Annotated in this window: 30 protein-coding genes and 1 pseudogene; 15 read left to right on the top strand and 16 right to left on the bottom strand. The window is 69.3% G+C overall.

The features are described 5' to 3' along the window. Positions 1-12 precede the first annotated feature (12 nt). A complete protein-coding gene (locus ACFE87_RS09540; protein ID WP_375459391.1) occupies positions 13-492 on the top strand; it encodes a Fur family transcriptional regulator in 480 nt (159 codons plus the stop codon). A 12-nt stretch (positions 493-504) separates the two neighbouring features. Here ACFE87_RS09540 and ACFE87_RS09535 read toward each other — a convergent pair whose 3' ends face one another. Then, positions 505-1,671, bottom strand: a complete 1,167-nt coding sequence (locus tag ACFE87_RS09535) for an acyltransferase family protein (RefSeq protein ID WP_375459390.1) — start codon at positions 1,669-1,671, stop codon at positions 505-507. A gap of 77 nt (positions 1,672-1,748) precedes the next feature. Then, complete coding sequence (locus tag ACFE87_RS09530; protein ID WP_375459389.1) at positions 1,749-2,231, bottom strand: CAP domain-containing protein; 483 nt, start codon at positions 2,229-2,231, stop codon at positions 1,749-1,751. Between the two features lie 200 nt (positions 2,232-2,431). On the opposite strand from ACFE87_RS09530, the gene ACFE87_RS09525 reads away from it, so the two are divergent. The 10 genes from ACFE87_RS09525 (at position 2,432) to ACFE87_RS09480 (ending at position 10,262) form a co-directional block, all read left to right on the top strand. Further along, on the top strand, positions 2,432-3,061 hold the full coding sequence (locus ACFE87_RS09525) for a phosphatase PAP2 family protein (RefSeq protein ID WP_375459388.1): 630 nt from the start codon (positions 2,432-2,434) through the stop codon (positions 3,059-3,061). Between the two features lie 68 nt (positions 3,062-3,129). Further along, a complete protein-coding gene (gene pyk, locus ACFE87_RS09520; protein WP_375459387.1) occupies positions 3,130-4,551 on the top strand; it encodes a pyruvate kinase in 1,422 nt (473 codons plus the stop codon). Between the two features lie 87 nt (positions 4,552-4,638). Next, a complete protein-coding gene (locus tag ACFE87_RS09515) occupies positions 4,639-5,769 on the top strand; it encodes a YihY/virulence factor BrkB family protein (protein ID WP_375459386.1) in 1,131 nt (376 codons plus the stop codon). A 74-nt stretch (positions 5,770-5,843) separates the two neighbouring features. Further along, entirely contained in the window at positions 5,844-6,476 is a 633-nt protein-coding gene (locus tag ACFE87_RS09510; protein ID WP_375459385.1) for a hypothetical protein, read from the top strand. 9 nt (positions 6,477-6,485) lie between these two features. Then, positions 6,486-6,884, top strand: a complete 399-nt coding sequence (locus ACFE87_RS09505; protein ID WP_375459384.1) for a phage holin family protein — start codon at positions 6,486-6,488, stop codon at positions 6,882-6,884. Further along, positions 6,881-7,276: a DUF3618 domain-containing protein gene (locus ACFE87_RS09500; RefSeq protein WP_375459383.1), complete on the top strand. Its 396-nt coding sequence runs from the start codon at positions 6,881-6,883 to the stop codon at positions 7,274-7,276. Before ACFE87_RS09505 ends, ACFE87_RS09500 begins: the two co-directional genes overlap by 4 nt. 160 nt (positions 7,277-7,436) lie before the next feature. Continuing rightward, positions 7,437-7,877, top strand: coding sequence for a hypothetical protein (locus ACFE87_RS09495; protein WP_375459382.1), 441 nt, complete (start codon positions 7,437-7,439; stop codon positions 7,875-7,877). A 245-nt stretch (positions 7,878-8,122) separates the two neighbouring features. Beyond that, a complete protein-coding gene (locus ACFE87_RS09490) occupies positions 8,123-8,470 on the top strand; it encodes a response regulator (RefSeq protein ID WP_375459381.1) in 348 nt (115 codons plus the stop codon). Between the two features lie 50 nt (positions 8,471-8,520). Then, positions 8,521-9,240 carry a 5-oxoprolinase subunit PxpB gene (gene pxpB / locus ACFE87_RS09485; protein ID WP_375459380.1) on the top strand — a complete coding sequence of 240 codons (720 nt, stop codon included), beginning with the start codon at positions 8,521-8,523 and terminating at the stop codon, positions 9,238-9,240. Further along, positions 9,237-10,262, top strand: a complete 1,026-nt coding sequence (locus ACFE87_RS09480; protein ID WP_375459379.1) for a biotin-dependent carboxyltransferase family protein — start codon at positions 9,237-9,239, stop codon at positions 10,260-10,262. Before pxpB ends, ACFE87_RS09480 begins: the two co-directional genes overlap by 4 nt. A 12-nt stretch (positions 10,263-10,274) precedes the next feature. Here ACFE87_RS09480 and ACFE87_RS09475 read toward each other — a convergent pair. Beyond that, positions 10,275-11,209: pseudogene (locus ACFE87_RS09475) on the bottom strand (dihydrodipicolinate synthase family protein). An 82-nt stretch (positions 11,210-11,291) separates the two neighbouring features. Beyond that, positions 11,292-12,122, bottom strand: coding sequence for a tetratricopeptide repeat protein (locus ACFE87_RS09470; RefSeq protein WP_375459378.1), 831 nt, complete (start codon positions 12,120-12,122; stop codon positions 11,292-11,294). Positions 12,123-12,194: 72 nt separating this feature from the next. On the opposite strand from ACFE87_RS09470, the gene ACFE87_RS09465 reads away from it, so the two are divergent. The 3 genes from ACFE87_RS09465 (at position 12,195) to ACFE87_RS09455 (ending at position 15,474) form a co-directional block, all read left to right on the top strand. Then, entirely contained in the window at positions 12,195-13,595 is a 1,401-nt protein-coding gene (locus ACFE87_RS09465; RefSeq protein WP_375459377.1) for a M17 family metallopeptidase, read from the top strand. 71 nt (positions 13,596-13,666) lie between these two features. Next, the gene (locus ACFE87_RS09460; protein WP_375459376.1) at positions 13,667-14,536 is read left to right on the top strand and encodes a C40 family peptidase; all 870 of its coding nucleotides are present in this window, start codon (positions 13,667-13,669) and stop codon (positions 14,534-14,536) included. 41 nt (positions 14,537-14,577) lie between these two features. Further along, a complete protein-coding gene (locus ACFE87_RS09455) occupies positions 14,578-15,474 on the top strand; it encodes a histone deacetylase (RefSeq protein WP_375459375.1) in 897 nt (298 codons plus the stop codon). A 292-nt stretch (positions 15,475-15,766) separates the two neighbouring features. On the opposite strand, the gene ACFE87_RS09450 is transcribed toward ACFE87_RS09455, so the two are convergent. The 10 genes from ACFE87_RS09450 to ACFE87_RS09405 form a co-directional block, all read right to left on the bottom strand. Beyond that, positions 15,767-16,072 carry a type II toxin-antitoxin system ParD family antitoxin gene (locus ACFE87_RS09450; protein WP_375459374.1) on the bottom strand — a complete coding sequence of 102 codons (306 nt, stop codon included), beginning with the start codon at positions 16,070-16,072 and terminating at the stop codon, positions 15,767-15,769. Positions 16,073-16,140: 68 nt separating this feature from the next. Further along, a complete protein-coding gene (locus tag ACFE87_RS09445; protein ID WP_375459373.1) occupies positions 16,141-17,085 on the bottom strand; it encodes a 2-hydroxyacid dehydrogenase in 945 nt (314 codons plus the stop codon). Beyond that, positions 17,082-18,401 carry a thymidine phosphorylase gene (gene deoA / locus ACFE87_RS09440; protein WP_375459372.1) on the bottom strand — a complete coding sequence of 440 codons (1,320 nt, stop codon included), beginning with the start codon at positions 18,399-18,401 and terminating at the stop codon, positions 17,082-17,084. Before deoA ends, ACFE87_RS09445 begins: the two co-directional genes overlap by 4 nt. A 28-nt stretch (positions 18,402-18,429) precedes the next feature. After that, positions 18,430-19,227 carry an NAD-dependent epimerase/dehydratase family protein gene (locus ACFE87_RS09435; RefSeq protein WP_375459371.1) on the bottom strand — a complete coding sequence of 266 codons (798 nt, stop codon included), beginning with the start codon at positions 19,225-19,227 and terminating at the stop codon, positions 18,430-18,432. Between the two features lie 36 nt (positions 19,228-19,263). After that, entirely contained in the window at positions 19,264-20,088 is an 825-nt protein-coding gene (locus ACFE87_RS09430; protein ID WP_375459370.1) for a purine-nucleoside phosphorylase, read from the bottom strand. Continuing rightward, positions 20,085-20,513, bottom strand: a complete 429-nt coding sequence (locus ACFE87_RS09425) for a cytidine deaminase (RefSeq protein ID WP_375459369.1) — start codon at positions 20,511-20,513, stop codon at positions 20,085-20,087. Before ACFE87_RS09425 ends, ACFE87_RS09430 begins: the two co-directional genes overlap by 4 nt. A 150-nt stretch (positions 20,514-20,663) precedes the next feature. After that, positions 20,664-21,350: a hypothetical protein gene (locus ACFE87_RS09420; protein ID WP_375459368.1), complete on the bottom strand. Its 687-nt coding sequence runs from the start codon at positions 21,348-21,350 to the stop codon at positions 20,664-20,666. Positions 21,351-21,502: 152 nt separating this feature from the next. Then, the gene (locus ACFE87_RS09415; protein WP_375459367.1) at positions 21,503-21,625 is read right to left on the bottom strand and encodes a hypothetical protein; all 123 of its coding nucleotides are present in this window, start codon (positions 21,623-21,625) and stop codon (positions 21,503-21,505) included. Positions 21,626-21,901: 276 nt separating this feature from the next. After that, entirely contained in the window at positions 21,902-22,486 is a 585-nt protein-coding gene (locus ACFE87_RS09410) for a protein-S-isoprenylcysteine O-methyltransferase (RefSeq protein WP_375459366.1), read from the bottom strand. Further along, on the bottom strand, positions 22,483-23,706 hold the full coding sequence (locus tag ACFE87_RS09405; RefSeq protein WP_375459365.1) for a hypothetical protein: 1,224 nt from the start codon (positions 23,704-23,706) through the stop codon (positions 22,483-22,485). Before ACFE87_RS09405 ends, ACFE87_RS09410 begins: the two co-directional genes overlap by 4 nt. Before the next feature lie 304 nt (positions 23,707-24,010). Between ACFE87_RS09405 and ACFE87_RS09400 the strand changes: the two genes are divergently transcribed. Next, complete coding sequence (locus ACFE87_RS09400) at positions 24,011-24,526, top strand: L,D-transpeptidase (protein WP_375459364.1); 516 nt, start codon at positions 24,011-24,013, stop codon at positions 24,524-24,526. Positions 24,527-24,532: 6 nt separating this feature from the next. Here the strand turns inward: ACFE87_RS09400 and ACFE87_RS09395 are convergent, their stop codons facing one another. Together ACFE87_RS09395 and ACFE87_RS09390 are read right to left on the bottom strand one after the other, a co-directional pair. Next, a complete protein-coding gene (locus ACFE87_RS09395; RefSeq protein WP_375459363.1) occupies positions 24,533-24,961 on the bottom strand; it encodes a CoA-binding protein in 429 nt (142 codons plus the stop codon). Then, on the bottom strand, positions 24,958-25,179 hold the full coding sequence (locus ACFE87_RS09390) for a hypothetical protein (RefSeq protein WP_375459362.1): 222 nt from the start codon (positions 25,177-25,179) through the stop codon (positions 24,958-24,960). Before ACFE87_RS09390 ends, ACFE87_RS09395 begins: the two co-directional genes overlap by 4 nt. Positions 25,180-25,262: the final 83 nt, after the last annotated feature.

Genomic DNA, 25,262 nt, shown 5'->3' with positions numbered 1-25,262 from the left:
ACGAGATCCTCGATGGCCGGATCGCCGCACCACCACCACCACGACGAGACACCCGAGGCATTGTTGCGTCTCGCCGAGGAGGCCTGTCAGGCCCGGGGCACCCAGTTCACTCCGCTGCGCCGGCGGGTCTTCGCGGAACTCGCGGCCGCCCGGGAGCCGCTCGGGGCCTACGACCTCGTCGAACGCCTCGGTCGCGAGCGGCGGATCGCGCCGATCTCGGTCTACCGCGTGCTCGATTTCCTGATCGAGGCGGGCCTGATTCATCGGATCGCGACCCGCAACACCTACCTGCCCTGCCACCACATGCACGACCCGCATGCCGCGACCGTGTTCCTGGTCTGCAGCCGCTGCGGCGGCGTCGACGAGGTGACCTCCCCGGACTTGGCGCGCGGCATCGACGGCACGGCCGCCGCGAGCGGCTTCAAGCCCGTCGGACGAGCGGTCGAGGTGGAAGGCGAATGCGCGACCTGCCAGACGGGAGAAGCGGCCTGACCGAGCGGACCGCTACTCGGCGGGCTGGACCTGGAGACGAGGTCGCGCCACGCCGATCCGGGCCCAATCGGGCCGCCGGTACAGGAAGGAGAACCGGGTCGGGCTGACCAGCCGCTCGATCGCGAGCGGCACGACGACGGCGATGGCCGTAACGATGGCCGAGACGATCCCCACATCCTCGATGATCCCGGTCTGGACGAGAAGCGTTCGGGTCAGCGCCATCGGCAGGAAGAACGTAAGATAAATCGCGATCGAGTGTGCGCCCGCATAGCGAAGAGGCTCGATGATCCGCCATCCGGTGATGAGCGAGGCCAGGGCGACGATCGCGAGCGCGCCTGCGAGCCCGAGCGCGAGGCCGATCACGGGCAGGTCAGAGATCATCACGCGGGAGGCGGTGTCGAACGGCGTCAGGGCGAGCACTCCGTTGACGGCAGCCCATAGCCCCAGCGCAGCCAGGGCCGGACCCGCATGTCCGCGCGCCCAGTCGGCCAGACGGAAGATGTGGGCGGCGAAGAGATAGCCGGCCAGGAAATAGACCCAGCGCTCGCAGAACTCGTCGACCAGGAATGAGCCGGTCTGCACCGGCATGATCTGGAGGGCGGCCCCGGCCGCGAAGAGCACGACGGGCGGCACCCGGCGAAGCAGCTTCGTCACGACGGAAAACACCGCCAGGATGTAGATGAACCAGAGCGTCGAATAGGGTTCGACGAGGCTGACCGCGAGGTGGTGAACGAAGCCGGAGGGCGAACCGCCCGAGACCTGGGCCACCTTGAAGCCAGACTGGATCACGAGCCAGAGCACGTAGAAATACAGGAAATGCACCACGCGCTTGTCGGCATAGCTGCGCCAGTCGCGGTCGATCACCCGGAACAGGAACAGACCGGAGACGAGGAAGAAGTCCGGCATCCGGAAGGGCTTGGCGAAGGCGAGCGCCGTATGCATGAAGCCTTCGCGGCCGAGTTCGGTTTCGACTCCGAGCGTCGCGTGCATCATCACGACAAGGATGATGCAGATGCCTTTCGCGGTGTCGACCCATCCGACACGCGATTCGTCCGGCGTCGCCCGGGATACCTGGCGGAGCGCAGGACCGGCACGGGAAGCGGATGGGCGCCGTGACCTGCTGGAAGGCCAAGCGGCGGCGGGAGGGGCCGGCTGCCGGCCGTAGCTCACGATCTCCATCTTGAGGGCAATGTGCCACGCATTCGTTCAGAGAACGTTAGGTCGTTCTCCGAAATGGTCGGCACACCGCCCGCGCATCACTGGGCGAGAACGAGGGCCCAATAGGTCTTGTAGCCGTGACCCGGGCTGTCGGCCCGGGCGAGACCGATCCGGCGAGCCTCCTTCATGAGAAGGTTGCCGTTATGGGCCGGTGACGCCTTCCAGCGCCCGATGGCGCTGGCGACGTCGCCCGAGCCCGCCGTGAGATTCTCCGCCGCCGCACCGCCGATGCTGTAGGAATCCATGCGGCTCGCGAAAGCGCCGTGCGACAGCCGGCCCGCCTCGGCGACCGCGCGGGCCTGATAGACGGCCGCCTCGTTCAGCTGGCTGTCCGCCGCCACGGGTGCGAGACCGCGCGCCACGCGATATTCGGAGATCATCCGCGCCGCAGCCCCGGCGTCCCGGGTGCTGGTCGTGACGCGGTCCCCCGGCACCACCTTGGCGAGGTCGTCTCCCGCGCATTGGGCGAGGAGCGGCGACAGCGCGAGGCAGAAGGCGGCGGCGAGAGCGCGTCGGCGCATGGTCCGGTCCGGTGATGGTGAAGATGCGCCACGCGCTTGCCCCCGGATGGCGGCGGCTTTGCGGCAGCGATCCGGATGTGTGGAGGATTGCGGTAAGGTGATGGTCACGGCGAGGATCTATCGATCCATACAGGCCGAGGTATTCCTACGATGACGGATTCGGACGGACGGCGTGCTGCGCCGGAACGGGGCAACGCGGCGTGATCAGTCCCGCGGTCGCGTCGCTCGGCGATTCCGCGCTGCTCCTGCCGGCCTCAGCCCTTCTCGCATTGCTGCTCGCCGGGCTGCGGCAGGGACGCCTGCTCGCCGCCTGGATCCTGGCCCTGGTCGTGGCGGGTGGAACGACGCTCGCGGCGAAGCTCCTGCTGCATGCCTGCGGGCCTTCCCTCGGTGCGCCGGGCGCGGTCAGCCCGAGCGGGCATGCGAGCCTCTCGGTCATCTTCTACGGCGCGCTCGCGATCCTGCTCGGAGCGGGCCGGCCATCCCTCACCCGGTGGCTTCTCGGAGGCGGCGCGGCGCTGGTCGTGGTCGCCGTCGGGATCAGTCGCGTCCGGACCGCCGCACACACGCCGGCCGAGGTCCTGATCGGCATCACGATCGGGGCCGCGGCCTTGGCGCTCTTCGCGATCCTCCATGGCCGAACCGATCGTCCCCGCATCCCGCTCGCGCCGGTCGCGGGCGGGTTCGCGGTCGCGCTTCTCCTCCTCGGCGGCGCGCATTTCTCGCTCGAACATTCCATCGGGCGGACGGCCCGGCGGCTGGCGAACCAGCTCGACATCTGTGCCGCTCCGCAGCCGATGCGGACCTCGCACCATACCGCCGGCCAGTAGAGGTGCCCTCGCCGAGGGAATCGGCTTAACGTCCGCGCGACTTCCGACGAGCAAGAGCGAGGGCTGTCATGCGGCGCGAGAGACGGACCCGGATCGTCGCCACGCTCGGCCCTGCCTCCTCCGATCACGACAGCATCGCCCGGCTCTTCGTGGCCGGCGCGGACGTGTTCCGGATCAACATGAGTCACACGTCGCATGACCGCATGCGGGAGTTCGTCGGCATCATCCGGGCGATCGAGACCGCCTATGACCGGCCGATCGCGATCCTGGCCGACCTGCAAGGCCCCAAGCTCCGGCTCGGCGCCTTCGCGAACGGCAAGGAGACCCTCGAAGTCGGCGCCAGCTTCGTGCTGGACCAGGATCCCGCGCCCGGAGACGCGAACCGTGTGCATCTCCCCCATCCCGAGATCCTGGCCGCGCTCGCGGTCGGGGACACGCTTCTGATCGACGACGGCAAGGTCCGGCTCGTGACCGCGGAATGCTCGCCCTCGCGCGCCGTGACCACGGTCGTGGTCGGCGGGACGGTGTCGGACCGGAAGGGGGTCTCGGTCCCGGACACGACCATCCAGGTGTCGGCCATGACCGCCAAGGACAGGTCCGATCTCGAAGCCGCCCTCGCGGCCGATGTCGATTGGGTCGCCGTGTCCTTCGTGCAGAGGCCGGAGGACGTGGCCGAGGTGAAGAAGGTCGCGCGCGGCCGGGCCGGCGTGATGGCCAAGATCGAGAAGCCGCAGGGCGTGCAGCGGTTGGACGAGATCCTGGAGATCGCCGACGCGATCATGGTCGCCCGCGGCGATCTCGGCGTGGAACTGCCGCTGGAGCGCGTGCCCGGCATCCAGAAGCGCATCACTCGGCTTTGCCGCAAGTTCGGGAAGCCGGTCGTGGTCGCGACCCAGATGCTGGAATCGATGATCTCGAGCCCGATCCCGACCCGGGCGGAGGTGTCCGACGTCGCGACCGCGATCTTCGAGGGCGCGGACGCGATCATGCTGTCGGCCGAAAGCGCCGCCGGCAAGTTCCCGGCGGAGGCGGTCGGCACCATGAGCCGGATCGCCTGCGAGGTGGAGCTCGATCCGACCTATCGCGGCGTGATCGCGAACCAGCGGCCGGAGACCGACGGGACCGGGGCGGACGCGATCGCGGCCGCGGCCCGCGTCATCGCCGAGGATCTCGACATGGCCGCCGTGGTCTGCTGGACCTCGACGGGAGCGACGGCGCTGCGCGTCGCGCGCGAGCGGCCGAAGCCGCCGATCCTGGCACTCTCTCCAAACCTCTCGACCGCGCGGCGGCTCGCGCTCGCCTGGGGCGTGCACGCCATCCGGATCGACGACGCGCGCGACCTCGACGACCTCGTCGATCGCTCCTGCACGACGGCTCTCGCCGAAACCTTCGCCAAGGGCGGGGACCGGATCGTCGTCGTCGCCGGCGTCCCTCTCGGGACCCCGGGGGCGACCAACATGCTCCGTATCGCGCGCGCCCCCAGGAATTAAGCCGCGCCGCTCCCCGTCGCCGGGAACGCGGCCGCCCAAGTTCCGTTGTGTGAGCGGAACTCGGGCAAGCCGAGGCGCGAGGCTGACATGCAGACGGATACGACCGCCGGACGTCGGAGAGGAGCCGGGGGTCTGGGCCTCGGTCTGGCGGCGAGCTACGCGCTGGCGCTGGCCCTCACCGCGACGACCCGGGGCCTGTCTCCGAACCGGCCGGGCAAGGTGGCCCGCGACGGCCAGGATAAGAGTTCCGCGGCCTCGCCGAGTGCCGCCGATGCCGGCCGTGGCCGGCACGCGCAATCTCCGACCGAGATCCCGGCCCTGGGCTGGTGGGACATCGCCAAGCGCCTGTTCGAGGAAATCGGCAAGGACCGGATCCTCGCGGTCGCGGCAGGCGTGACCTTCTACGGCCTCCTCGCCGTCTTTCCGGCGATCGCCGCGCTGGTTTCGCTGTATGGGCTGGTCGCGGACCCGGCCACCCTCGGCGAACATATCGCGGCCCTGGGCGGCCTTCTGCCGGGTGGAGCCATCGACATCATCTCCGAGCAGGTGACGCGGATCACCTCCAAGGGCGACACCGCGCTCGGCTTCGCCTTCTTCTTCGGCCTCGCGGTCTCGCTCTGGAGCGCCAATGCCGGAATGAAGGCCGTGTTCGATGCGCTGAACGTCGCCTATGACGAGGAGGAGAAGCGCAACTTCTTCTGGCTGAATGTCTGGTCTCTCCTCTTCACCTTCGCGACGGTGATCTTCGTGACAATGGCGATCGGCGCCGTCGTGGTCATCCCGATCGTCCTGAAGTTCGTGGGTCTCGGCCCGGCCACGGAGTGGATCATCTGGCTCGGCCGCTGGCCCATTCTCCTCGTGGCGACGCTCGCCGCCCTCGCGCTCCTTTACCGGTACGGGCCGAGCCGCGAGCGCGCGCAATGGCGCTGGCTCACGCCCGGTGCGATCCTGGCGGCGGTCGGCGGAATCGTCACTTCGATGCTGTTCTCCTGGTATGTCAGCAGTTTCGGTAGCTACAACGAAACCTACGGGTCGCTCGGCGCCGTCGTCGGTCTCATGACCTGGATGTGGCTGACTTCCACCGTTGTGCTGGTCGGCGCCGAGTTGAATGCCGAAACCGAGCATCAGACCGTCAAGGATTCGACGGAGGGCGGCGACAAGCCCATCGGCGCGCGCGGTGCCCGCATGGCCGACACGGTCGGGTCGGTCCGTAGCTAAACGAGCGAGATGCGAGGGAACCCTGGCAGTGGCCGAGGGTTACTCCCGCTCTTTGAAAAGCGTCGAGGATCGTGATGGCCGAGCGAGCGAGAAGCGCCCCGGGTGGGGCAGCCGACAAGGTCGGTGAGATCGGCGACAAGCTGGGATCGCAGGCCGCCGATGCGATCGACCGGATCGAGTCCAAGGTAAAGGACGTTGCCGGTCTGGGCGAGATCGCGGGCGAGCTGAAGAACACGGCCGGCGACGTTCTGAAGAATACAGCAGGCGACGTGAAGACGGCAGCGGTCGAACAGGGTCGCCAGATCTACGAAGCGGCCAAGGAGCAGGCGACGGGCTTCGTGGACCAGCGCAAGAACGACGCGGCGCAATCGGTGGCCGACCTCGCATCCTCGCTCCGCGAGAGCGGCAAAGGCTTCGAGGAACGGCCGAACATCCAGGCTTTCGTCGGCACCGCAGCCGACGGCCTGGAGCAGCTCGCCACCGGTCTGCGCGAGCGCAGTTTCGCCGACATCTATGCCGACGTGGAAGACTATGCCCGCCGCTCGCCGGCGACGGTGGGCGCGGTCGCGGTGATCAGCGGCTTCCTCCTCGCGCGCTTCATCAAGAGTTCTGCCGAAGGCATGTCGCAGAGCCATGCTACCCGGGTCGGCCCGCGGGGCGGCAATGCGGGCCGCCGTCCGTCGCCGTCCCGCCCGATGGACGCATAGGAGGCCGCGATGGCAGACCGTAGCGGCACCGCGACGCTCCAGGAACTGGTTGGAGACGCGCTGAGAGACGGCGCAGACCTGGCCCGGAAGGAGTTCGGCCTCTTTCGGGCGGAAATGGCGTCCAACGCGTCCGGGCTCGCCAAGGCGGCCATCATGTTCCTGATCGCGGCCGTGTTCGCGGTCGCCTCCCTGATCTGGCTGACCCAGGCGCTGGTCTACGGGCTCGATGTTCTGCTGCACAGGCCGTGGCTTTCGGCCCTGATCGTCGGTGCCGCCCTCGCCATCATCGCTGGCGTCCTGGCTTTCATCGGCAAGAACATGATCTCGGCGACGAGCCTCGCTCCGAACCGCACCCTGCAATCCCTGAAGCGGGACGGCGAAGTGTTGACCGAGAGGACCATCGGATGACCAGCCTCACCGAACTCGAGGCAGACGCCGAGGCGACGCGCCACCGCCTGCATGCAACGATCGACCGGATCCAGGAAAAGCTGACCGTCTCCGGGATGGTCGACGAGTTCATGGGCCAGGCCGGGGTGCCGCGGCTCGAGACGGGACATGATTTCGTGCTCGGGCTTCTGCGGCGTCATCCGGTCCCGGTGATGATCGCGGCGGCCGGGCTCGGTTTCCTGATCTACCGCATGAACCAGCGCGAGCGGGACGTCCGTCTGGCCCGCGTACGGGGCCCGGAAATGGTCGATGTCCCGGCGCTGAATGACGGGCAAGCTCGGGTCTACGACCCCGACCTGCCTTCGCGTCACCCGCTCGCCGGCCTGACGGGCGCTGAGCGGATCGGAACATGATGGCTGGCCAGGTGGGTCGGCCCGATGGAGAGACACAATGAGCGAAGTCGACAAGCATTATGCGACCGATCCCTCGCGCCAGGGGCGGCCCGGCGGAACAGGAACGTCGAATCGAGGGCCGTCGTCCGGAGTGAATAAGTCGTCCACCGCAGGTTCGGGCATGGCAGATTCCGTAAAGGATTCCGTCGGCGACGCATTCGAGGGCGCGACGGAATGGTCCCGTGACCGCTACGGCAAGGCGACCTCCTGGGCCTCCGAGAACGTGGACAGCGTCTCCCGAAACGCGACCTACGCCCGCCGCCGCTCCGCCGCGGAGTTCAACCGGGGCCGACGCACCGTGGAAAGCTTCGTCGAAGAGAATCCGATCATGGTCGGCGTCGTGGGCGTCGCCGCCGGTCTCCTCATCGGGGCGCTGCTGCCGGGTACCCGTCGTGAAAACCAGTATTTCGGCCGCTATGCGGACGAGGTTCGCGACCAGGGCATGCGTTACGCGCAGGAAGTCGCGGAGCAGGGCCGTCACGTGGTCGAGGAGAATCTCAGCCGATTGAGCCAGGGACGCACGGACCGCGACACGGGTGACGAGACGAGCGCCGAGCGTTGAGTTTGCCCCGGCCCTTGGCCGTGAGGTTTGGGTGAACGATGGCCGGCCCCTCCCGGGGCCGGCCATCGTCGTTTCCACATTCCGCGAGAATGACGGGAAATATAACGCGAGCTTAACCGAGACGTTAGAAACTGAGCATTGGCACAGGGAATCGAGGAACGGTCGGCCGGGCCCTTCCGTTCTTCCCGCGGGTCGCGGATGTCGGCGCTTTTAGCCCACGGCCCGCCGGAACGATGGAGCGTGCTGTGCGTATCTTGATCCTCGAAGACGATCCGCTGATCGGCATGGATCTCCTCGATATCGTCAGCGAGTGCGGGCACGAGGTGATCGGGCTTTGCGAGACGATCGCCGACATGAAGCTGCGCATGGGCGAATGCCCGGATTTCGCGCTCCTCGACATCGACCTTCCCGACGGCAAGAGCTTCGACGTCGCATCGCGGCTGACGGAGCGGGATGTCCCCTTCGCCTTCATCTCGGCCTCCCGGCAGGGCGATCTGCCCGAGCATCTCCGCCACGCCCGGTTCATTGCCAAGCCCTACGCTCACGCCGCGATCCGGAACATGATCGGCACCGAACACCGCCTCGCCTGCTGAGCCTTCGCACCCTGGCGTGACGCCCGCCCCGCCCGTAAGACTCGGGCCCGATGGCGCCCGGTCCTAGCCCCCGTATCCTCCCCAGCGGTGATGCCGCGCTGACGGTCGAGTTCGGCGAGGCGATCGATCCCGAGCTGAGCGCACGCGTCCTGGATCTCGACAGGACGGCGGCATCCCTTGAGGGGATCGTCGAAACCATCCCGACCTATCGTTCCCTCCTCGTCTGCTACGACCCGGAACGAACCAGTTACGATCGGCTTGGCGCCGAGCTGCTCGGCCTCGCCGCCAACGTGACCGGGCGGGCCGAGGCCGGCCGGACCTGGCGCATCCCGGTCTCCTATGGCGGCGAGAACGGCATCGATCTCGAGGCCACGGCCGCTCTCCACGACATCACGCCCGACGAACTCGTCCGTCGCCATGCCGCTCCGACCTACCGGGTCTACATGCTCGGCTTCCTGCCGGGCTTCGCCTATCTCGGCGGTCTCGACCCGAGCATCGCCACCTCGCGTCGAGTCTCTCCCCGCCTGCATACGCCCGCCGGGACGATCTCGATCGGCGGCATCCAGGCCCTCGTGGCGTCGCTTGCGGCGCCCTCGGGCTGGCATCTCCTCGGCCGGACGCCGGTGCGGAACTTCATGCCCGGGCGCGACCCGGCGGTGATCTTGCAGCCGGGCGACGGCGTGCGGTTCGAACGCATCTCCGAGGCGGAGTTCGCGCGGCTCGACCGCGAGGCCGAGGCTGGAGCCGTGATCGCGGAGCCCGTCGCGTGAGTGCGCTTGTGGTCCAGGATTGCGGGCCGATGACCAGCCTCCAGGACGTGGGACGCATCGGCTCGGGCCGTCACGGCATCTCGCGATCCGGCGCCATGGACCGGCTCGCGCTGGCGGCCGCGAATGCGCTCGTCGGCAACCCGCCCGGCGAGGGCGCGATCGAGCTGATGCTCGCGGGCGCCGCCTTCGAGGCGGTGGACGGGCCCGTCCGGTTGGCGCTCGCGGGCGCCGCGATGGCGGTCACGGTCGACGGCGCGCCCGTGCCGGCCTCGACCTCGATCCTCGTCCCGGAAGGGGGTCGGATCACGATCGGACCGGCGACGGCCGGTATTTTCGGCTATCTTGCCGTCGGCGGCGGCCTCGACGTCCCGCCTCAGCTCGGCAGCGTCTCGCTGCAGCCCCGGGCCGGTATCGGCGGGATCGACGGCCGCGCGCTGCGTCCGGGCGACCGGCTGCCCGTCCGGACGGGAGCCGCGGCCGCGGAAGGTGATAACAGCCTGCCGCCGGTCCCGCTCGATCCCGAGGCGCCGATCCGGGTCGTGCTCGGCCCGCAGGACGACCTCTTCCCGGCCGACGCGGTCGAGGCGTTCCTGCGCAACCCCTACACGGTCTCGGGCGAGGCCGACCGGATGGGCTACCGCCTGGCCGGCGAGCCGATCGCGCATCTTCGCGGCTTCAACATCGTCTCGGACGGGCTTGTCCAGGGCTCGGTCCAGGTGCCAGGCTCCGGCCTGCCGATCGTGATGATGGCCGACCACCAGACGACGGGCGGCTACCCCAAAATCGCGACCGTCATCTCGGCAGACCTGCGCGTCCTGGCGCAGCGCCGGTTCGGCGCCCAGGTCCAGTTCGAAGCCGTCGACGTCGCGACCGCCCAGAGCATCGCCCGGGAGCGGGCGGCCGAGATCGCATCCTTGCGGGAGCGGGTTCAGCTCGTGCGCGGCGGGCTGCCGGGCGTCGAGGAACTGCTCGGGCTCAACCTGGCCGGGGCCGCGACAGACGCCCTCGCTGAGACCGCCTGAGGACGGCCTCGCTCAGGCCGCGAGTTTCAGCGCGCGACGATCCACGCGAGCCAACCGGCCGAGCAGGTAGTCGACCTCCTGCCGGGCCGCGGCCGAGAGCGCCGAGCCCGGCTCCGCTGCGTGTCGCTCGCGATGATGCCGCGCCGCATGAGCACGTATTTGCGGACCGCGAGCCCGATCCCGGGCTGCTGCTCGTAGCGGACCAGCGGCAGATGCGCGTCGAACAGGTCATGCGCCTCGTCGCGCCGCCCCTGCCCCGAGAGGCGGACCACATCGGCCAGCATGTCCGGGAAGCAATAGCCCGTCATGGCGCCGTCGGCCCCGCGCTCCATCTCGAAATCGAGGAACAGGCCGCCATTGCCGGTCAGGATCGAGATCGGCCGCATCGAGCCGTCGCGCTCGAAGCTCCGCATGGCGGAGATCTTCTCGAGCCCGGGCCAATCCTCGTGTTTCAGCATGGCGCAGGAGGGATTGTCGGCGACGATCCGGCGGATCACGGCGGGTGTCATCACGACGCCGAGCGCGAGCGGATAATCCTGGAGCACGAAGGGCACGCCCGTCCCAACCGCCTCGGCCGCCTGGCCGAAATAGGTCACGATCTGGTCGTCGGTCCGGAGCGTCGGGGGCGGTGCGATCATCACCCCGGCCGCGCCCGCCTCCATGACGGAGGTGCTGAGAGACCGCATGGCGGCAAAGCCGGGCGCCGAGACACCGACCACGACCGGGAGCCGACCGGCCCGGCGCACGACGCGCGCGGCCACCGCGACGGCCTCGGCAGCGTCGAGCTTCGGCGCCTCGCCCATCATGCCGAGGACCATGATGCCGGAGGCGCCGGCCTCGCCGAAGGCATCGACCATGCGGTCGATCGAGGCCTCGTCGACCCGTCCGTCGGGAGAGAAGGGCGTGGGGGCGATGACGTAGACGCCCCGCGCCGTGGAATCGAGCATGGTCGGGCCCCGAAACTCAGTCGCTTCGGGTTAGGCGACGGTCAGGCTCGATGCAATCTCGGGGTCGTCCGGCAGGACCAGATCAGAGCGCCGCCTGCCGCTCCGCTCGCGCGCCCTGGTCGGATTGCCGGATCGCCTTCCAGCTATTCGCCTGGCTCACCATCCGGCGGATCGCGGCCATGTTGGTCGCAACCTCGGTCGGGCCGAGGTCGCGCTTCAGCACCGTCTCGGCCTCCGCGAACTTGCCCTGCAGGCCGAGAACGAGTGCGAGATTCTGCCGGACGCGGGCGTCGGCTCGAGGGTGGCGCGATGCCTCGGTCAGCGCCCGCTCGGCCTCGTCGAGGCGGCGGGCGAGCGCGAAGGAGAGGCCCTGGTTCGTCAGGATCGAGGGCTCGCCGGGAGCGATCCTGAGGGCGGCGACGTAGTAGCGCTGGGCGGAGGCGAAATCACCGCCCTGGTCGGCCACGGCGCCCTGGACGGACAGGATGCGCCAATCGGGCCGTTCCGGCCGGTGGGCGCTGGACAGGACGGTGGCGGCCTCCTTGAACCGCCCGACATCGGCCAGCGCCTTGCCGTAGGCGGAGAGGAGGGCCGGATCGTCGCGGGTGCGAAGCGCCGCCTGCTGCAGGACGGCGACGGCCTGCGTGGTCTGGCCGAGGCCGCGCAGGACGCGGGCATAGGCGAGCGCCACCGCCGGATCGTTGGGAGCCTCGTCGTAGCGGCGGGCGAGCGTGACGGCCTCGCGGCGGAGATCGCCCTCCGACCCCGAGGCGGCGCCGGTTGCGGATCCGATCGAGCCCGTCGTGTCGGCCGCATTGCGGGACATGCAGCCGCCGAGCGACAGGGCCACGAGGGCGGCGGCGAGCCAGGGTCGGAGCCTCGGCCGAACAGGTTGCAGCCACCGAGACGACATGACACGAACCCTCACGAACTCGGTCGTCAGGGGTAGGTCGTTAACCCTAATCGCCGGTTAAGGAGCTGCCCGATGACGTCGTCCCACCATCCTGGCTGGGCTCCCGCGGACGGGGGTGCGGCCGTCCCGGTCCGGCTCGTCACGCCGGAAACCTGGCCCGAGGTCGCGGCCGAACTCTCCCCTGTCGCCCGCGCCTTTGCGGCGGCGTCCGGTTTCGAGCCGAAGGCCGGTGCCTTGGTGCTTCTGCCGTCGACGGAGGGGTTGCTCGACGCCGTCCTGTTCGGGATCGACGAAACCGGGTCGCGCGCTCCGGACCCCTTCCTGCTCGGCAAGCTCGCTGCGGCGCTGCCGCCCGGCGATTACCGCCTGGCCGACGATCCCGCAGAACCCGCGACGGCGGCGCTCGCCTGGCTCCTCGCCGGCTACCGCTTCGACCGCTACCGCGAGCGCGCCGCGAAGCCCGTGAGGCTCGTCCCGCCCGCCGGTGTCGATGCCGAGGACCTGGGCCGGATCGCGACCGCGGTCGCGATGGGTCGCGATCTCATCAACACGCCTGCCAACGATCTCGGGCCGGACGATCTGGAAGAGGCCGCCCGCCGCCTGGCCGAGCGTCACGGCGCCGAGATCACCGTCACGACCGGCGACGATCTCCTCGACGCCGACCTGCCGCTCATCCACGCGGTCGGCCGCGCCTCCGACCGGGCGCCGCGCCTGATCGACCTGACCTGGGGCGATCCGAACGCGCCGCTCGTCGCCGTCGTCGGCAAGGGCGTGTGCTTCGACACCGGCGGCCTCGACATCAAGCCCTCTTCCGCCATGCTCCTGATGAAGAAGGACATGGGCGGGGCCGCCTCGGCGCTGGCGCTCGCCGACATGATCATGGGCGCCAACCTGCCCGTGCGCCTCCGGATGCTGGTTCCGGCGGTCGAGAACGCGATCTCCGGCTCCTCCTTCCGGCCCGGCGACGTGCTCCGCAGCCGCAAGGGCCTCTCGGTCGAGATCGGCAACACCGATGCCGAGGGCCGCCTCGTCCTGGCCGACGCGCTCGCCCTCTCCGACGAGGACGCGCCGGAGCTGATCGTCGACTTCGCTACCCTCACGGGAGCGGCCCGAGTCGCGCTCGGTCCCGACCTGCCGCCGGCCTTTACGCATGACGAGGCGCTCGCGGCCGACATCGCGCGGATCGGCCTCGCCGTGAATGACCCCGTTTGGCGCCTGCCCCTCTGGCCCGCCTACCGGAAGATGGTCGACTCGAAGATCGCCGACCTGACAAATGCGCCGGCGGGCGGTTTCGCCGGCTCGATCACGGCGGCCCTCTTCCTCGACCGCTTCGTGGTCTCCGCGAAAGCCCACCTGCATCTCGACATCTACGGCTGGGTGCCGTCCGGACGGCCGGGCCGGCCCGAAGGCGGCGAGGTCCAGGGCGCGCGGCTCGTCTACGCGCTCCTTCGGGAGCGCTACCCGCCCCACTGAGGGCCATGTCGAGCGCCGAACGGCGTGGCCATGTTAACGTCTCGCCGGCATCGTGGGCCTGGAACGCCGCCATGACAGCTCTCGACCTTCGCCTCACACCTGCCCGGCCCGACCTCGCGGACCTAAGCCTGCGCGGACGCGTCGAGGCGCCACGCTACGTGGCAGGGGTGGCTCGGCGGGTCATCGCCCCGTCTGCGCCCCTTCGGCGCCGGCCCGCCCCCGACGCGCCCCAGGACAGCGAGGCGCTGATGGGCGAGCCCGTTCGGGTCTTCGACGAGGCGGGCGGCTATGCCTGGGTCCAGCTCGAACAGGACGGCTATGTCGGCTACCTGCCGAGCTCGGTCCTGGGCGATCGGGGAGCCGGCCCGACCCACCGGATCGCGGCGCTCCGGACCTTCGTCTATCCCGGACCCGACCTGAAGCTGCCACCCGCGTCCTTCCTCAGCCTCGGAGCCGGAGTAACCGCGGCGGGACCGTCGCGATCCGGCTACCTGCCGCTCGCCACGAGCGGCTTCGTCACCGAGCGGCATGTGACGCCGGTCGAGGCGCGCGAGCCGGATTTCGTCGCGGTGGCGGAGCGGATGCTCGGCACGCCCTATCTCTGGGGCGGCAAGACGAGCCTCGGCCTCGATTGCTCGGGCCTCGTCCAACTCGCCCTGGCGGCCGCGGGAGTGGCGGCGCCGCGCGACAGCGACCAGCAGCAGGGTGGGCTTGGCCGGCCGGTCGAACGCACGGCCGACCTCGCCGGGCTCCGGCGCGGGGACCTCGTCTTCTGGCGCGGACATGTCGGCATCATGCTGGACGGCGATCGCCTTCTGCACGCCAACGGGCATCACATGGCCGTCGCGATCGAGCCGTTGGGGATCGCCGAACGCCGCATCCGCGAGAGCGGCGCGGGACCGATCACCGACATCCGCCGGCTCCAGCCTCCGCCCGCGTGATCGTGACGGGACGCCCGACCGCCCTCGCGCGTTGAGCCGCGATGGTGCCGATCGTCTCCCACCCCCTGTACGAGGCCGCTCTTCCGGCCGGGCATCGCTTTCCGATGGGGAAGTATGGCCGCCTCGCGACACGGATCGAGGCGCTCGGGCTCGTCCCCGACGGCTTCGTCCTCCCCGAACCGGCCTCGGCCGACCTCATCGCGCTCGCGCACGACCGGGCCTATGTCGATGCCGTGCTCCGCTTTGCGGTCGCGCCCGAGATCGAGCGACGGATCGGGCTGCCCGTGACCGAAGCCGTCGCGCGCCGGGCGAGCCACGCGGCCGGCGGAACGATCGCGGCCGCCCGGCTCGCGCTCGTGCATGGGCTCGCCGGCTCCGCGGCCGGAGGATCGCATCACGGCCAGCGCGCGACCGGCGCAGGTTTCTGCGTCTTCAACGACGTCGCCATCGCGGCCCGAGCCCTCCAGCTGGCGGGCGAGATCGGGCAGGCTCTCGTCATCGACCTCGACGTCCACCAGGGCGACGGCACGGCCGACTGCCTGGCCGGCGATCCCGACCTCTTCACCTTCTCGCTCCACGCCGAGAAGAACTACCCGGTCCGCAAGATCCCGAGCGACCTCGACGTCGGCTTGGCGGACGGGACCGAGGACGAGGCCTACCTGGCGGTCGTGGCCCAGCATGTGCCGGTCCTCCTCGACCGGCTCGAGCCGGACCTCGTCTTCTACAATGCAGGCGTCGACCCGCATCGCGACGACGCCCTCGGGCGCCTATCCCTCAGCGACGATGGCCTCCGCCGGCGCGACCGTTACGTCGTGGGCGAGGTGCGCCGGCGCGGCATCCCGCTCGTCTCGGTCGTGGGCGGCGGCTACGGGGCCGATCTCGACGCCCTCGCCCGGCGACATGCCTTCGTGTTCGAGGCGATGGCGGAGTTGGAGTGACGGGGCTCACCCGAATGCCGCGTCGACATCCTGACCCGAGCGGAGAATACGAACGATTTCCACCGTTCTCGTCTTCACACGGTACACGATCGTCACACGACGATCGAATGAAATGCTCCGCAGACCCGGGCCGAGTTCGCCACGCCGGCGACCGATCAAGGGCTATTCGCCGAGGAGAGAGCAGCGTTTCCGGATCTCGACAACATACAGGTAAGCAGCGGACGGGCTGCTTACGGCAATGAAGTCGTCGATCGCGTTTAGATCGCGTTCGGCTGAAGCTCTGAAAATCGTTCTATGCGGCACGTTCGCCGGCGAGCTTCATTCTCTTTCGATGCTTGAGTTCGAGCCGTTCGAACACCTCTTCCGCCGGGATGGGAGGCGTCGGGTCGTCGAGGCTTTCCTTCACCTTTGCCCGCATCCATTCGATGGTGGCCGGGTCCTCGAGCCAGGCCTCGTGATCGTTGATGTCCTCGCGCAGCGCCTGAAGCGCGTCCTGGACGACGTGATCCAAGGACAGATAACGCCCCGATGAGACGAGTTTCTCCGCATAGGATTGCATCTCGCCCAGGTTCACCCTGACCGGCTCCTTGTCGTCCATCCTGAGCTCCCGAGCCACGAGAGCATGATCCTGCCGGGAGGGTCCGCGGTCAACGTGCTCCTCTCGCCTCAATACCCTCGCCGGAGGTCGACCGCGTGCCGGAACGGCTCGCCGGCCTCATGCCGGCGGATCTGGGCCGCGATGGCGGAGGCGATCGCGTCGGGGTCGCTCATCGCGGCGTTGTGGGGCGTGACCTGCACGGCCGGATGGGTCCAGAGCCGGGAAGCCGCCGGCAGGGGCTCGCTCTCGAACACGTCGAGCGTGGCTGCGGCAAGCGTGCCGTCGTCGAGGGCAGCCAGGATGTCGGCCTCGACCTGAAGGCCGCCGCGGCCGGCATTGATCAGGATCGGACCGGCGAGGCGCCCATCGCGGGCGAGCCCGCGGAACAGGGTCAGATTCAGGAGGCCGCGCGTCGCGGGCGTGAGCGGGAGCAGCGAAACTAGGATGTCCGTCCGGGAGAGGAAGGCCGACACGCCGCTCTCGCCGGCGAAGGTCGGGATACCGTCGAGGTCGCGCGGGCTGCGGCTCCAGCCGGCCACGTCGAAGCCCATGATCGCGAGCTTGCGGGCGGCATCCTGGCCGAGGATCCCGAGCCCCATGATCCCGACCCGGATGTCCCGCGCCGCCGGCTGGTCGCGCTCGTCCTGCCAGAGTCCTTGCTGCTGCCGCTCGGCATAGAGCCAGCCTCGGCGGAGATGCATCAGGCAATGCATCACGACATATTCGCTCATCCGCTCGGTGAGGTCCTGGTCGACGACGCGCAGCACCGGCACGTCGGGCAGGTCCGGGTCGCCGACCAGGTGGTCGACGCCCGCGCCGAGCGAGAAGATCGCCTCGAGCCCCGGCAGGCCGGCGAGACTGCCCGGGCGGTGCTTCCAGGAGGCGGCGTAGCGGATCGCGGTCGGATCGTGCGGCGCGTCAGCAAAAACGACCGGGCGGTCGGGAAGCAAGGCTCGGAAACGGTCGAGCCAGGGGTCGGGATCCCAGCCCGTGATGGCGACGAGGAGGGTCATGAGGCTGCGATGCGCTCCTGGATCAGTTGCGGCAAGGAAGGCGCGCCGTCGCCGATGCGGTAGGCCCGCGACACCGCCCGGGCTACCGCGTCGGCGGCAGCTTCATCGGTCGCGTGGATGAGCGCCAGAGGACGGTCCGGACCGACGGCCTTCCCGATCCCGGCGAGTCGGGTCAGGCCGACCGCGTGGTCGATCCGGTCCTCGGCCCGAATGCGCCCTCCCCCAAGGGCGACGACGGCGAGTCCAATGGCGCGCGTATCAACGGCTTCGACGTATCCGGCCCGGTCCGGCGCCACCTCCCGAGTGATCCGGGCTGCAACAAGGTGCCGTGCCGGCCGCTCCAACAGGTCGGCCGGCCCTCCTGCTGCCGAAACCATGCGGGCGAACCGCTCCGCCGCCACCCCTGACGCGAAAACCTGCTCCATGCGAAGCCGGCCCTCGCCCTCGTCGGCGGCCAGCCGTCCCGCGACCAACATGGCGGCGCCGAGCGCAACGGTGACCTCGTGAAAGCGAGGCTCGCGGCGGCGTCCGGTGAGGTGGTCGATCGCATAGGCGATCTCGACGGCGTGACCTGCCGCGGAGGCGAGCGGCGAATCCATGTCGGTCAGGAGCGCGGTCGTCGGAAGTCCCGCGCCGCAGGCGACCTCGACGATCCGGCGCCCGAGGGCCCGGGCTTCATCCATCCCGGTCAGGAAGGCGCCGGACCCGGTCTTCACATCCATGACGAGCGCGTCGAGTCCGGCCGCGAGCTTCTTCGACAGGATGGAGGTCGTGATCAGGTCGAGCGATTCCACCGTCCCGGTCACGTCCCGAATGGCGTAGAGGCGGCGGTCGGCGGGGGCGAGGTCCGGCGTCTGGCCGATGATCGCGCAGCCGACATCGCGAACGATCGCCCGGAAGCTGTCGAGATCGGGCTGGGAGCGGTAGCCCGGGATCGCGTCGAGCTTGTCCAGCGTGCCGCCGGTATGGCCGAGGCCCCGACCGGAGATCATCGGCACGAAGCCGCCGCAGGCGGCGACCGCCGGCGCGAGGACGAGGCTGACCGTGTCGCCGACGCCTCCGGTCGAGTGCTTGTCGAGCACGGGCCCGGGCAAATCCCAGCGCAAAGTCGTGCCCGAGCGCGTCATCGCCGAGGTCAGGGCCACGCATTCGGCGAGGTCGAGGCCGCGCCAGCATACGGCCATGCAGAAGGCGGCAGCCTGGCCCTCGCCCACCTCTCCCGAGGTCAAGCCAGCGATGAAGGCGGCGATCTCGCTCTCCAAGAGAACGCGTCCGTCGCGCTTCGCGCGGATCACCTCCTGCGGAAGGAAACGCATCCGCCCTGCCCGTCAGGAGTTCCACCGATCAGGCCGACCTGTCGATTGCCACATAGGCACCGCCCTGGTGACGCTCGACGAAGGGGTCGCCGCTCAGCTTGCCCGAAACCTCGTCGGCGAAATCGTCAGCCGAATCCTTCGGCTCCCAGCCGATCGTCTCGCGGTCGTCGCCCTGCCACCAGGTCATGCGGCTGTTGCGCGAGGCTCCCCACACGACGATGCAGCCGGTGCTGTCGGCCAGCACCGCCCGCTCGCATAGGCGGCTGAGATCGTCGTAGGAGAGCCAGGTCGCCAGCATGCGGGCGTCGACCGGCTTCGGGAAGCAGGAGCCGATCCTGACGAGCACGCTCTCGACCTCGTGCTTGTGCCAATAGAGCCGGCCCATCATCTCGCCCCAGACCTTGGAGGCGCCGTAATAGCCGTCCGGCCGGAAGGGGCTCTCGGAATCGATCGTGGTCGAGCGATCGTGGAAGCCGATCGTGTGGTTCGAGGAGGCGAAAAGCACGCGTGCTCCCGCCGCGCGTGCGGCCTCGTAGACATTGTACAGGCCGGCGATGTTCGGGCCGACGACCTCGTCGAAGGGCCGCTCCACCGAGACGCCGCCGAAATGCAGGATGGCGCCGCAACCTTCCGCCAATCGCGCGACCGCGTGTCGGTCGACGATGTCGGCCTGTTCGAAGCTCGCGCCCGGCGGTACCTCGTCCGGAAACGGGGCGATGTCGGTCAGGCGAAGGGTCCAGCCCTTCTCGGCCAGAGCCCGGGTGAGAACCCGTCCGAGGGCGCCCGACGCGCCGGTCAGGAGAACCGGCTTCGAAGGTATCGACATGAGAGCTCCGTCAGACTGGTCGGGAAAGCACCGGGCTCAGACATCGTCGAGCCGGGCCAGGAAGGCATGGACGAGCTTGCGGAGCGTCGGGGCGCCGCCGGCCGCGACCGTCTTCGTATCCTGGTGCGAATGGGTGCCGAGCCCGACGCCGGCCGCGATGTTCGTGACCAGCGACAGCGCCACGACCCGAAGACCGAAATAGCGGGCCAGGATCACCTCCGGCACGGTCGACATGCCGACGAGGTCGGCCCCGAGCGTACGGGCCATGCGGACCTCGGCCGGCGTCTCGAAGCTCGGCCCCGAGAACCACATGTAGACGCCCTCGTTCACGGTGACGCCCGCGCCGACGGCGGCGAGCTTCATCTTCTTGCGGAGCCGCTCGTCATAGGCGCCGGCCATCGACACGAAACGGTTTTCAGTCCTGTCGCCGAGCAGCGGGTTCAGGCCCGAATAATTGATGTGGTCGGAGATGATTACGTGGCTCGACGGGCGGAAGTCGAGCTTCACCGAACCGGCCGCGTTGGTGAGGAGCAGCGGCGGCCCACCGAGAGCCGCCACGATGCCGATCGGCACCCGCATCGCGCCCGCGTCGCCGGTTTCGTAGTAATGAGCCCGCCCCTGGAGGATCAGGACGCGCTTGCGCTCGAGACGCCCTGCGGTGAGGCGACCGCCATGGCCCGAGACGCCCGTCTCGGGAAAGTGCGGGATTTCGGCATAGGACAGCGACACGGGTTCATCGAGGTCGTCGGCCAGTCGACCGAGGCCGGTGCCGAGGACCATAGCGCAGTCGAAACGGCCATCGAACCCGCGGCCCCGGAGGAAAGCGGCTGCCTCGTCGATCCGTGCGTCGCTGACCGTCATGCGCGCTCTCCGAGCGCCGCCCGGAGGGCGCCAGGACCGAACGCCATGGGCAGGAGATCCGCCATGTCACAGCTCCGCTCGATCCCGCCCGGCCGTGCGAAATGGACGACGGCTTCCGGATCGGCAAACTCCATCATGCGCTGGCGACAGGCTCCGCACGGGGCCACGAGTTCGTCTCCATCCGCCACCACCACCATGGCGGAAATCCGCCGGGCTCCGCCCGCGACCATGGCCGCGATCGCGCCCGCCTCGGCGCAGGTTCCGACGGGATAGGACGCATTCTCGACGTTGCAGCCGGCAAAGATCGCTCCGTCGTCGGTCAGCAACGCGGCCCCGACGGCATATCCCGAATAGGGCGCATAGGCATGCCGACGGGCCGCAAGGGCGGCCCGGAACGCCGTCTCGATCTGGCTGTGCTGAGGCATGTCGACGCCGAACCTGCCAGCCCGACGCGATCCGGGCCGGACCGCGTCCACTCGCCGGCGCCGCTCTAGCCGCAGGGCGCCCGGCCGGCAAGCCCGCGGCCGATCGAGATGCCCCTCCGGGTCGCGACGACCAGGGGCGGTGGATGCGACTCAGATCGCTCCGCTGGCCACGGTCGACTGGCCGTTATTCAGGTCCCGCAAGGCGTTGATGTAATTCGGCGGCATCAGCATCGTCGAGAGGTCGGCCTTGAGTCCCATGAAGCGGGCGATGTCGCCGACGAAGGCGTTGCAATTATAGACGGTCGCGCTCCAGAGCGTCGACGTCTTTTGCATGTCGCGGATCTTGGCCACCACTTTGTTGTATTCGGCCTCGTTCATGGTCACGCGGTAGCGCGCCGAGATGTATTTCTCGTCGAGATCGCCATCGCTCGGACCGGTCTCGGACGGGACGGGAAGGAGGTGGCCGATCATCCAGGGCAGCGAGCTGTCGCCGGCCGGGTGCAGGCCGGCCACTTCGCTCGAGACGATCTGGCCGCGGCCGTTCAGCTGGCCGAAGGCCGCGAAAGTGTGGCCGTAGCTCAGCGCATAGCGCGAGCGGAATTCCACGAAGTAGAGCCCGCCTGTCCCGATGCGGCCGCTACCCTGCCTCGCGCGCCGGACGCCGCGCCGCCGTTGGGCCGGATAGGCGACCCGGGTCACTTCGCTGGGGGAGGTGACGCCCCGTGTCGCAGAAAGGCCCTGCGCTTGCGCGGAACCGGAACCTGTCGCAACGGTCAACGACAGCAGACACAGCCCGAAGATGCTCCGGATGGCGGCCCTGCCCAGATCGGTCAGCATCGTTCGACCTCGCAAATCAATAGGAAAAGCCCGATCAGCCTACGGAGACCGCCATCGAGAATGGCGGACACGTCCGGACGCGACCAGGCACACATGACAGAACAGAAGGGTGGGAGGGCCGCCGAGCGGCGACCCCCCCAGAGAACGTGGGCTCAGCCCTTGGTGATGATCGCGGTCGGGGCCGGAGCCGGCGGCGGGGCCTTACCCTTGCCGATGCAGGCGCCGGCGCTGAGAACGACGCAAGCGACCGCGGCGATCGTGAAAACCTTCTTCATAACAAAACCCCCTTCTACAGGACAATCGGACGTTGTTGGTTTGGTACGCAGCACTGGTATCGAGGCGATGCTATAGGGGGTTTGCCGTCCCCCTCTAGTGCGAAAAAGCCACACTGGTGGCTGGCCTTGGGCCAAGTGGCGGCGAAACGGTGTCCGCCCAAGGAGTTGGTAAAGTCCTCCGGTCAGGAAAAGCTAAAAAGCGCGCGATCTCGGCCCGGAGTGTCGCCCCCCAGCCACAGGCGGAAGGACGGCTTCCGAAGCGGCTCTCCGCCTCGATCAGTAAATCCAGGGAATCAACCTCGCCGTCCGGCGCGAATAGTCCCGGTATTCGTCTCCAAAAGTCTCGACCATGAGTCGCTCCTCCTGCTCGATCCGGAACCCATAGAGGGTGCCGAATCCCACGAGACCCGACAGGCCCGCCACCCAATTCGGAAGCAGCAGCGCCTGCGCCAGGGCCCAGAGCCAGAAGGCCGTATACATGGGATGGCGGACGCGCCCGTAGATCCCGGACTCGATCAGCTTGTGGCCCTCGCGCACGTCGAGGCTGACCGACCAGTTCCGCCCGAGAGCCTTGTGCGTGAGCCGGAAGACGACGAGCGCGGCGAGCGCCAGGGCCACGCCCAGTCCGGCCAGCCAGGGCTCGAAGCTTCGTTCCGCCATGCGGGGCAATCCGGTCGCCACGTAGAGGAAGGGCACGATGCCGAGACCGGTCAGCGAGATGGCGAGCAGGACGCGCTCGCGGGTTCCCCGTGCGCTCCGGGTCACGGGCGTGCGACCGGCGCGGCGCGCATGCGGCAGCCGGATCGCATACCAGGCGACCGCCATCACGACGAAGACGATCTTGGCGAGGACGGGGGTCATGGGCGGTCTCGCGTCGCGTCGATCGTCCGGCTGGGCGCCCGTGATGAGGCCAGGCTGCCGTCCCGGGCGATGCCGGCCTCGGCTCCGAGCGGCGAGCGCGCCTGCTCGGTCACGGAGATCGGGCTGCAGACGACCATGAAATAGTCGTACACGGCCCGAAGGTCGTTCGCGCTGACGAACTGGTTGTGGATCCGGAAGAAGTCGCGCTTGATCTTCTTGTAATAGGGCCGGTGCAGCATCCGGCTGATCCGCACGATCCTGACCAATGGACCACCGGTCGGTCGCCCGAGCAGCAGCTGGACCGGGTTCGTCTTGTAGAAGTTCATCGCGTCGGTCAGCGCCTGGTACTCGACCCAGAACAGGCCGGGCGCATCGGCGACCCTGCCGAGCGCGGCCCGGAACCGCTGCGCGCCGCCGTGAAGCCCGATCTTCGGGATCGAGGATCCGACGGTGACGAGAGCCACGGCCGTGGTGCCCTCCCCGAGAGCCGGCTCGCGGGCGAGCGTCCGGTCCAGAAGGTCGACGGCCAGGACGGCCCCGAGGCTGTGGCCGAGGACGACGATCTCGTCGGCGCCTCCTGTCCGCCACGCCGACACGATCTCGTCCGCCACCCGGTCGAGGCGCGGCCCGAGCAAGGCGTCGTCGCGCCGGACATAGTCGCGGGCGAAAATCCAATCGTCGAGCAGATGAGAGAGCGACAGCCTGTGCCCGGCCCAGGCGGCAAGCGCGGCGAGAACGAGCAGGCCCGTCCCGGCCCCGACGATGGTCCAGCCCGTCGCGCGGGCGACCGCCAGGCCGAAGCCGGCAGCCGCTCCGGCCAGCATGGCGAGGAGAAGGAAGGGGTAGAGGAAGAAGAGAGCGTAGCGCCATGCGTGCCGGCCGTATCGCCAGAGCGCGCCACCGACGACGAAATCGCCGAAGGCCACCAGACCCAGGGGCAGGCGCTGCCATGCCGGGCGACGAGCGGCCGCCTCCATCACGTCGTCCCACCGGAGGAGCAGAATCTCGGTCCGAATGGTCCAGTCCGGACCGGTCGCCTCGACGGTCCAGGCGGCGGTGTCCGGACCGAGACCCAGTGCCGAGACCGCGGCCCGGACGCCCCAGGTCGATTCGAAGCGCCGGGCTTCACGGGCGAAGCGCGCATGCGCGGCTGCCGGCGACATCGGGTCGTAGCCGCCGACATGGACGAGAAGGCGCCGCTTGATCGTCGAGGAGGTCATGCGCCCGCACCTGTCCCGAACACGAACCCGTGCGCCGCGGGCGACGTACCGATCCGGAGCGAGGCGGGCCTTGCACCGTATCGCCCGTGAAATGTCCAGCCGGGCCTGGAACAAGCTAGACCATTCGCGTGTTGCCCGAACAGTCAAGCTTCGCCTGCCGGCGCCCGGATGCCAGGCCAGCGCAGCAGGGTGTGGACGAGGATCTGGACGACGCGAGCCGGGTCGCTTTGACCAAGTCTTATCGGACGCAATGATAGCGAAACACCGATCGGATCAGATCCGACGGCGATCAGGAGTGACGGGCATGCGGCGGGCAGTTGGGCGATTCTCGGTGACGGCTGCGGCGGCCGCATTCCTGTTTGCCGCGAGCGGGGCCCAGGCTGCCCGCCAGGCCGTCGCGATCGACCCGTCGATCGAGCCCGGCACGATCGTCGTCAAGACGTCCGAGCGCCAGCTCTACCTCGTCACCGGCTACGGTTCAGCCATCCGCTACCCGGTGGCCGTGGGCCGGCCCGGGAAGCAATGGTCCGGCGAGGCCGCGGTGCAGGGCAAATACGTGAGTCCGGCCTGGTCGCCACCGGACGAGGTTCGGCGCGACAATCCCCGCCTGCCGAACGTCATCCCGGGCGGCAGCAAGGGTAACCCGATGGGAACTCGCGCGCTCGTCCTCGATCGCGGACAATATGCGATCCACGGCACGAACGCGCCGGGCTCGATCGGCACCTTCGCGTCCTACGGCTGCGTCCGCATGCACAATGCCGACATCAACGACCTCTTCGATCGGGTCGACGTCGGTACTCGGGTCGTCGTCGTCAAGTAACCTGCCTCAGCGTGGCAGCCTCGCATGCTCCACGCTGATGCAGCGGTCTGAGACCACCAGCATGCCTGAAGCCCTCGCCCGAGCGAGGGCTTCATCGTTTCTGATGCCGAGCTGAGTCCAGATCGCCGGCGCTGCGACGCCGATGGCGTCGTCCACGACCTCGCCGAGGCTGTCCGAACGGCGGAACACGTTGACGAGATCGACGGGTCCGCTGATTTCGCGGAGCGCGCCGACAACCGTCTCTCCGTCCCAGATCTCGCCGCGGTGGTTCGGGTTCACGGGCAGGACCCGGTAGCCTGCCCGGCGAAGATAGCGCTGGATTCCGAAACTCGGTCGCCACGGGTCGGCACTCGCCCCGACCATCGCGATGGTGCGGGACGTCCGAAGCAGCGTCGCGATGTCGCCCTCCGGCGGCATCGCGACCGGCTGGCTCACGCCGTCGGTCCGCTCGGGATCGCGGGGCCGGGATCGATCGACGGGCCGGGATCGGGCGAGCGCCCCGGATCGGTCGCCGGGATGCCGATCGGTTCGATCGACGGTGCCGCCGGCACTTCCAGCGGCGTATGGCCGGGCGCGACCGGGCTCGGGCTCGGCGTCGAGGGCTGCGGCTGGGGGTCGTAGGGCCCGGTCGGGTTGGTGCGCGGGTCGCTCATCTTGTGTCGCTCCTTGGGCGTCCTATGGACGACAATCGACAGCCTCGGAGGCGGTTCCTCCGTGGCCCGGGCCCGGACGGGCG

This window comes from uncultured Enterovirga sp., assembly GCF_964242715.1.
In the GTDB taxonomy this organism is placed as follows: domain Bacteria; phylum Pseudomonadota; class Alphaproteobacteria; order Rhizobiales; family Beijerinckiaceae; genus Enterovirga.
Note: the sequence above shows the minus strand (reverse complement) of the source record. Positions and strands in the feature narration are given on the sequence as shown.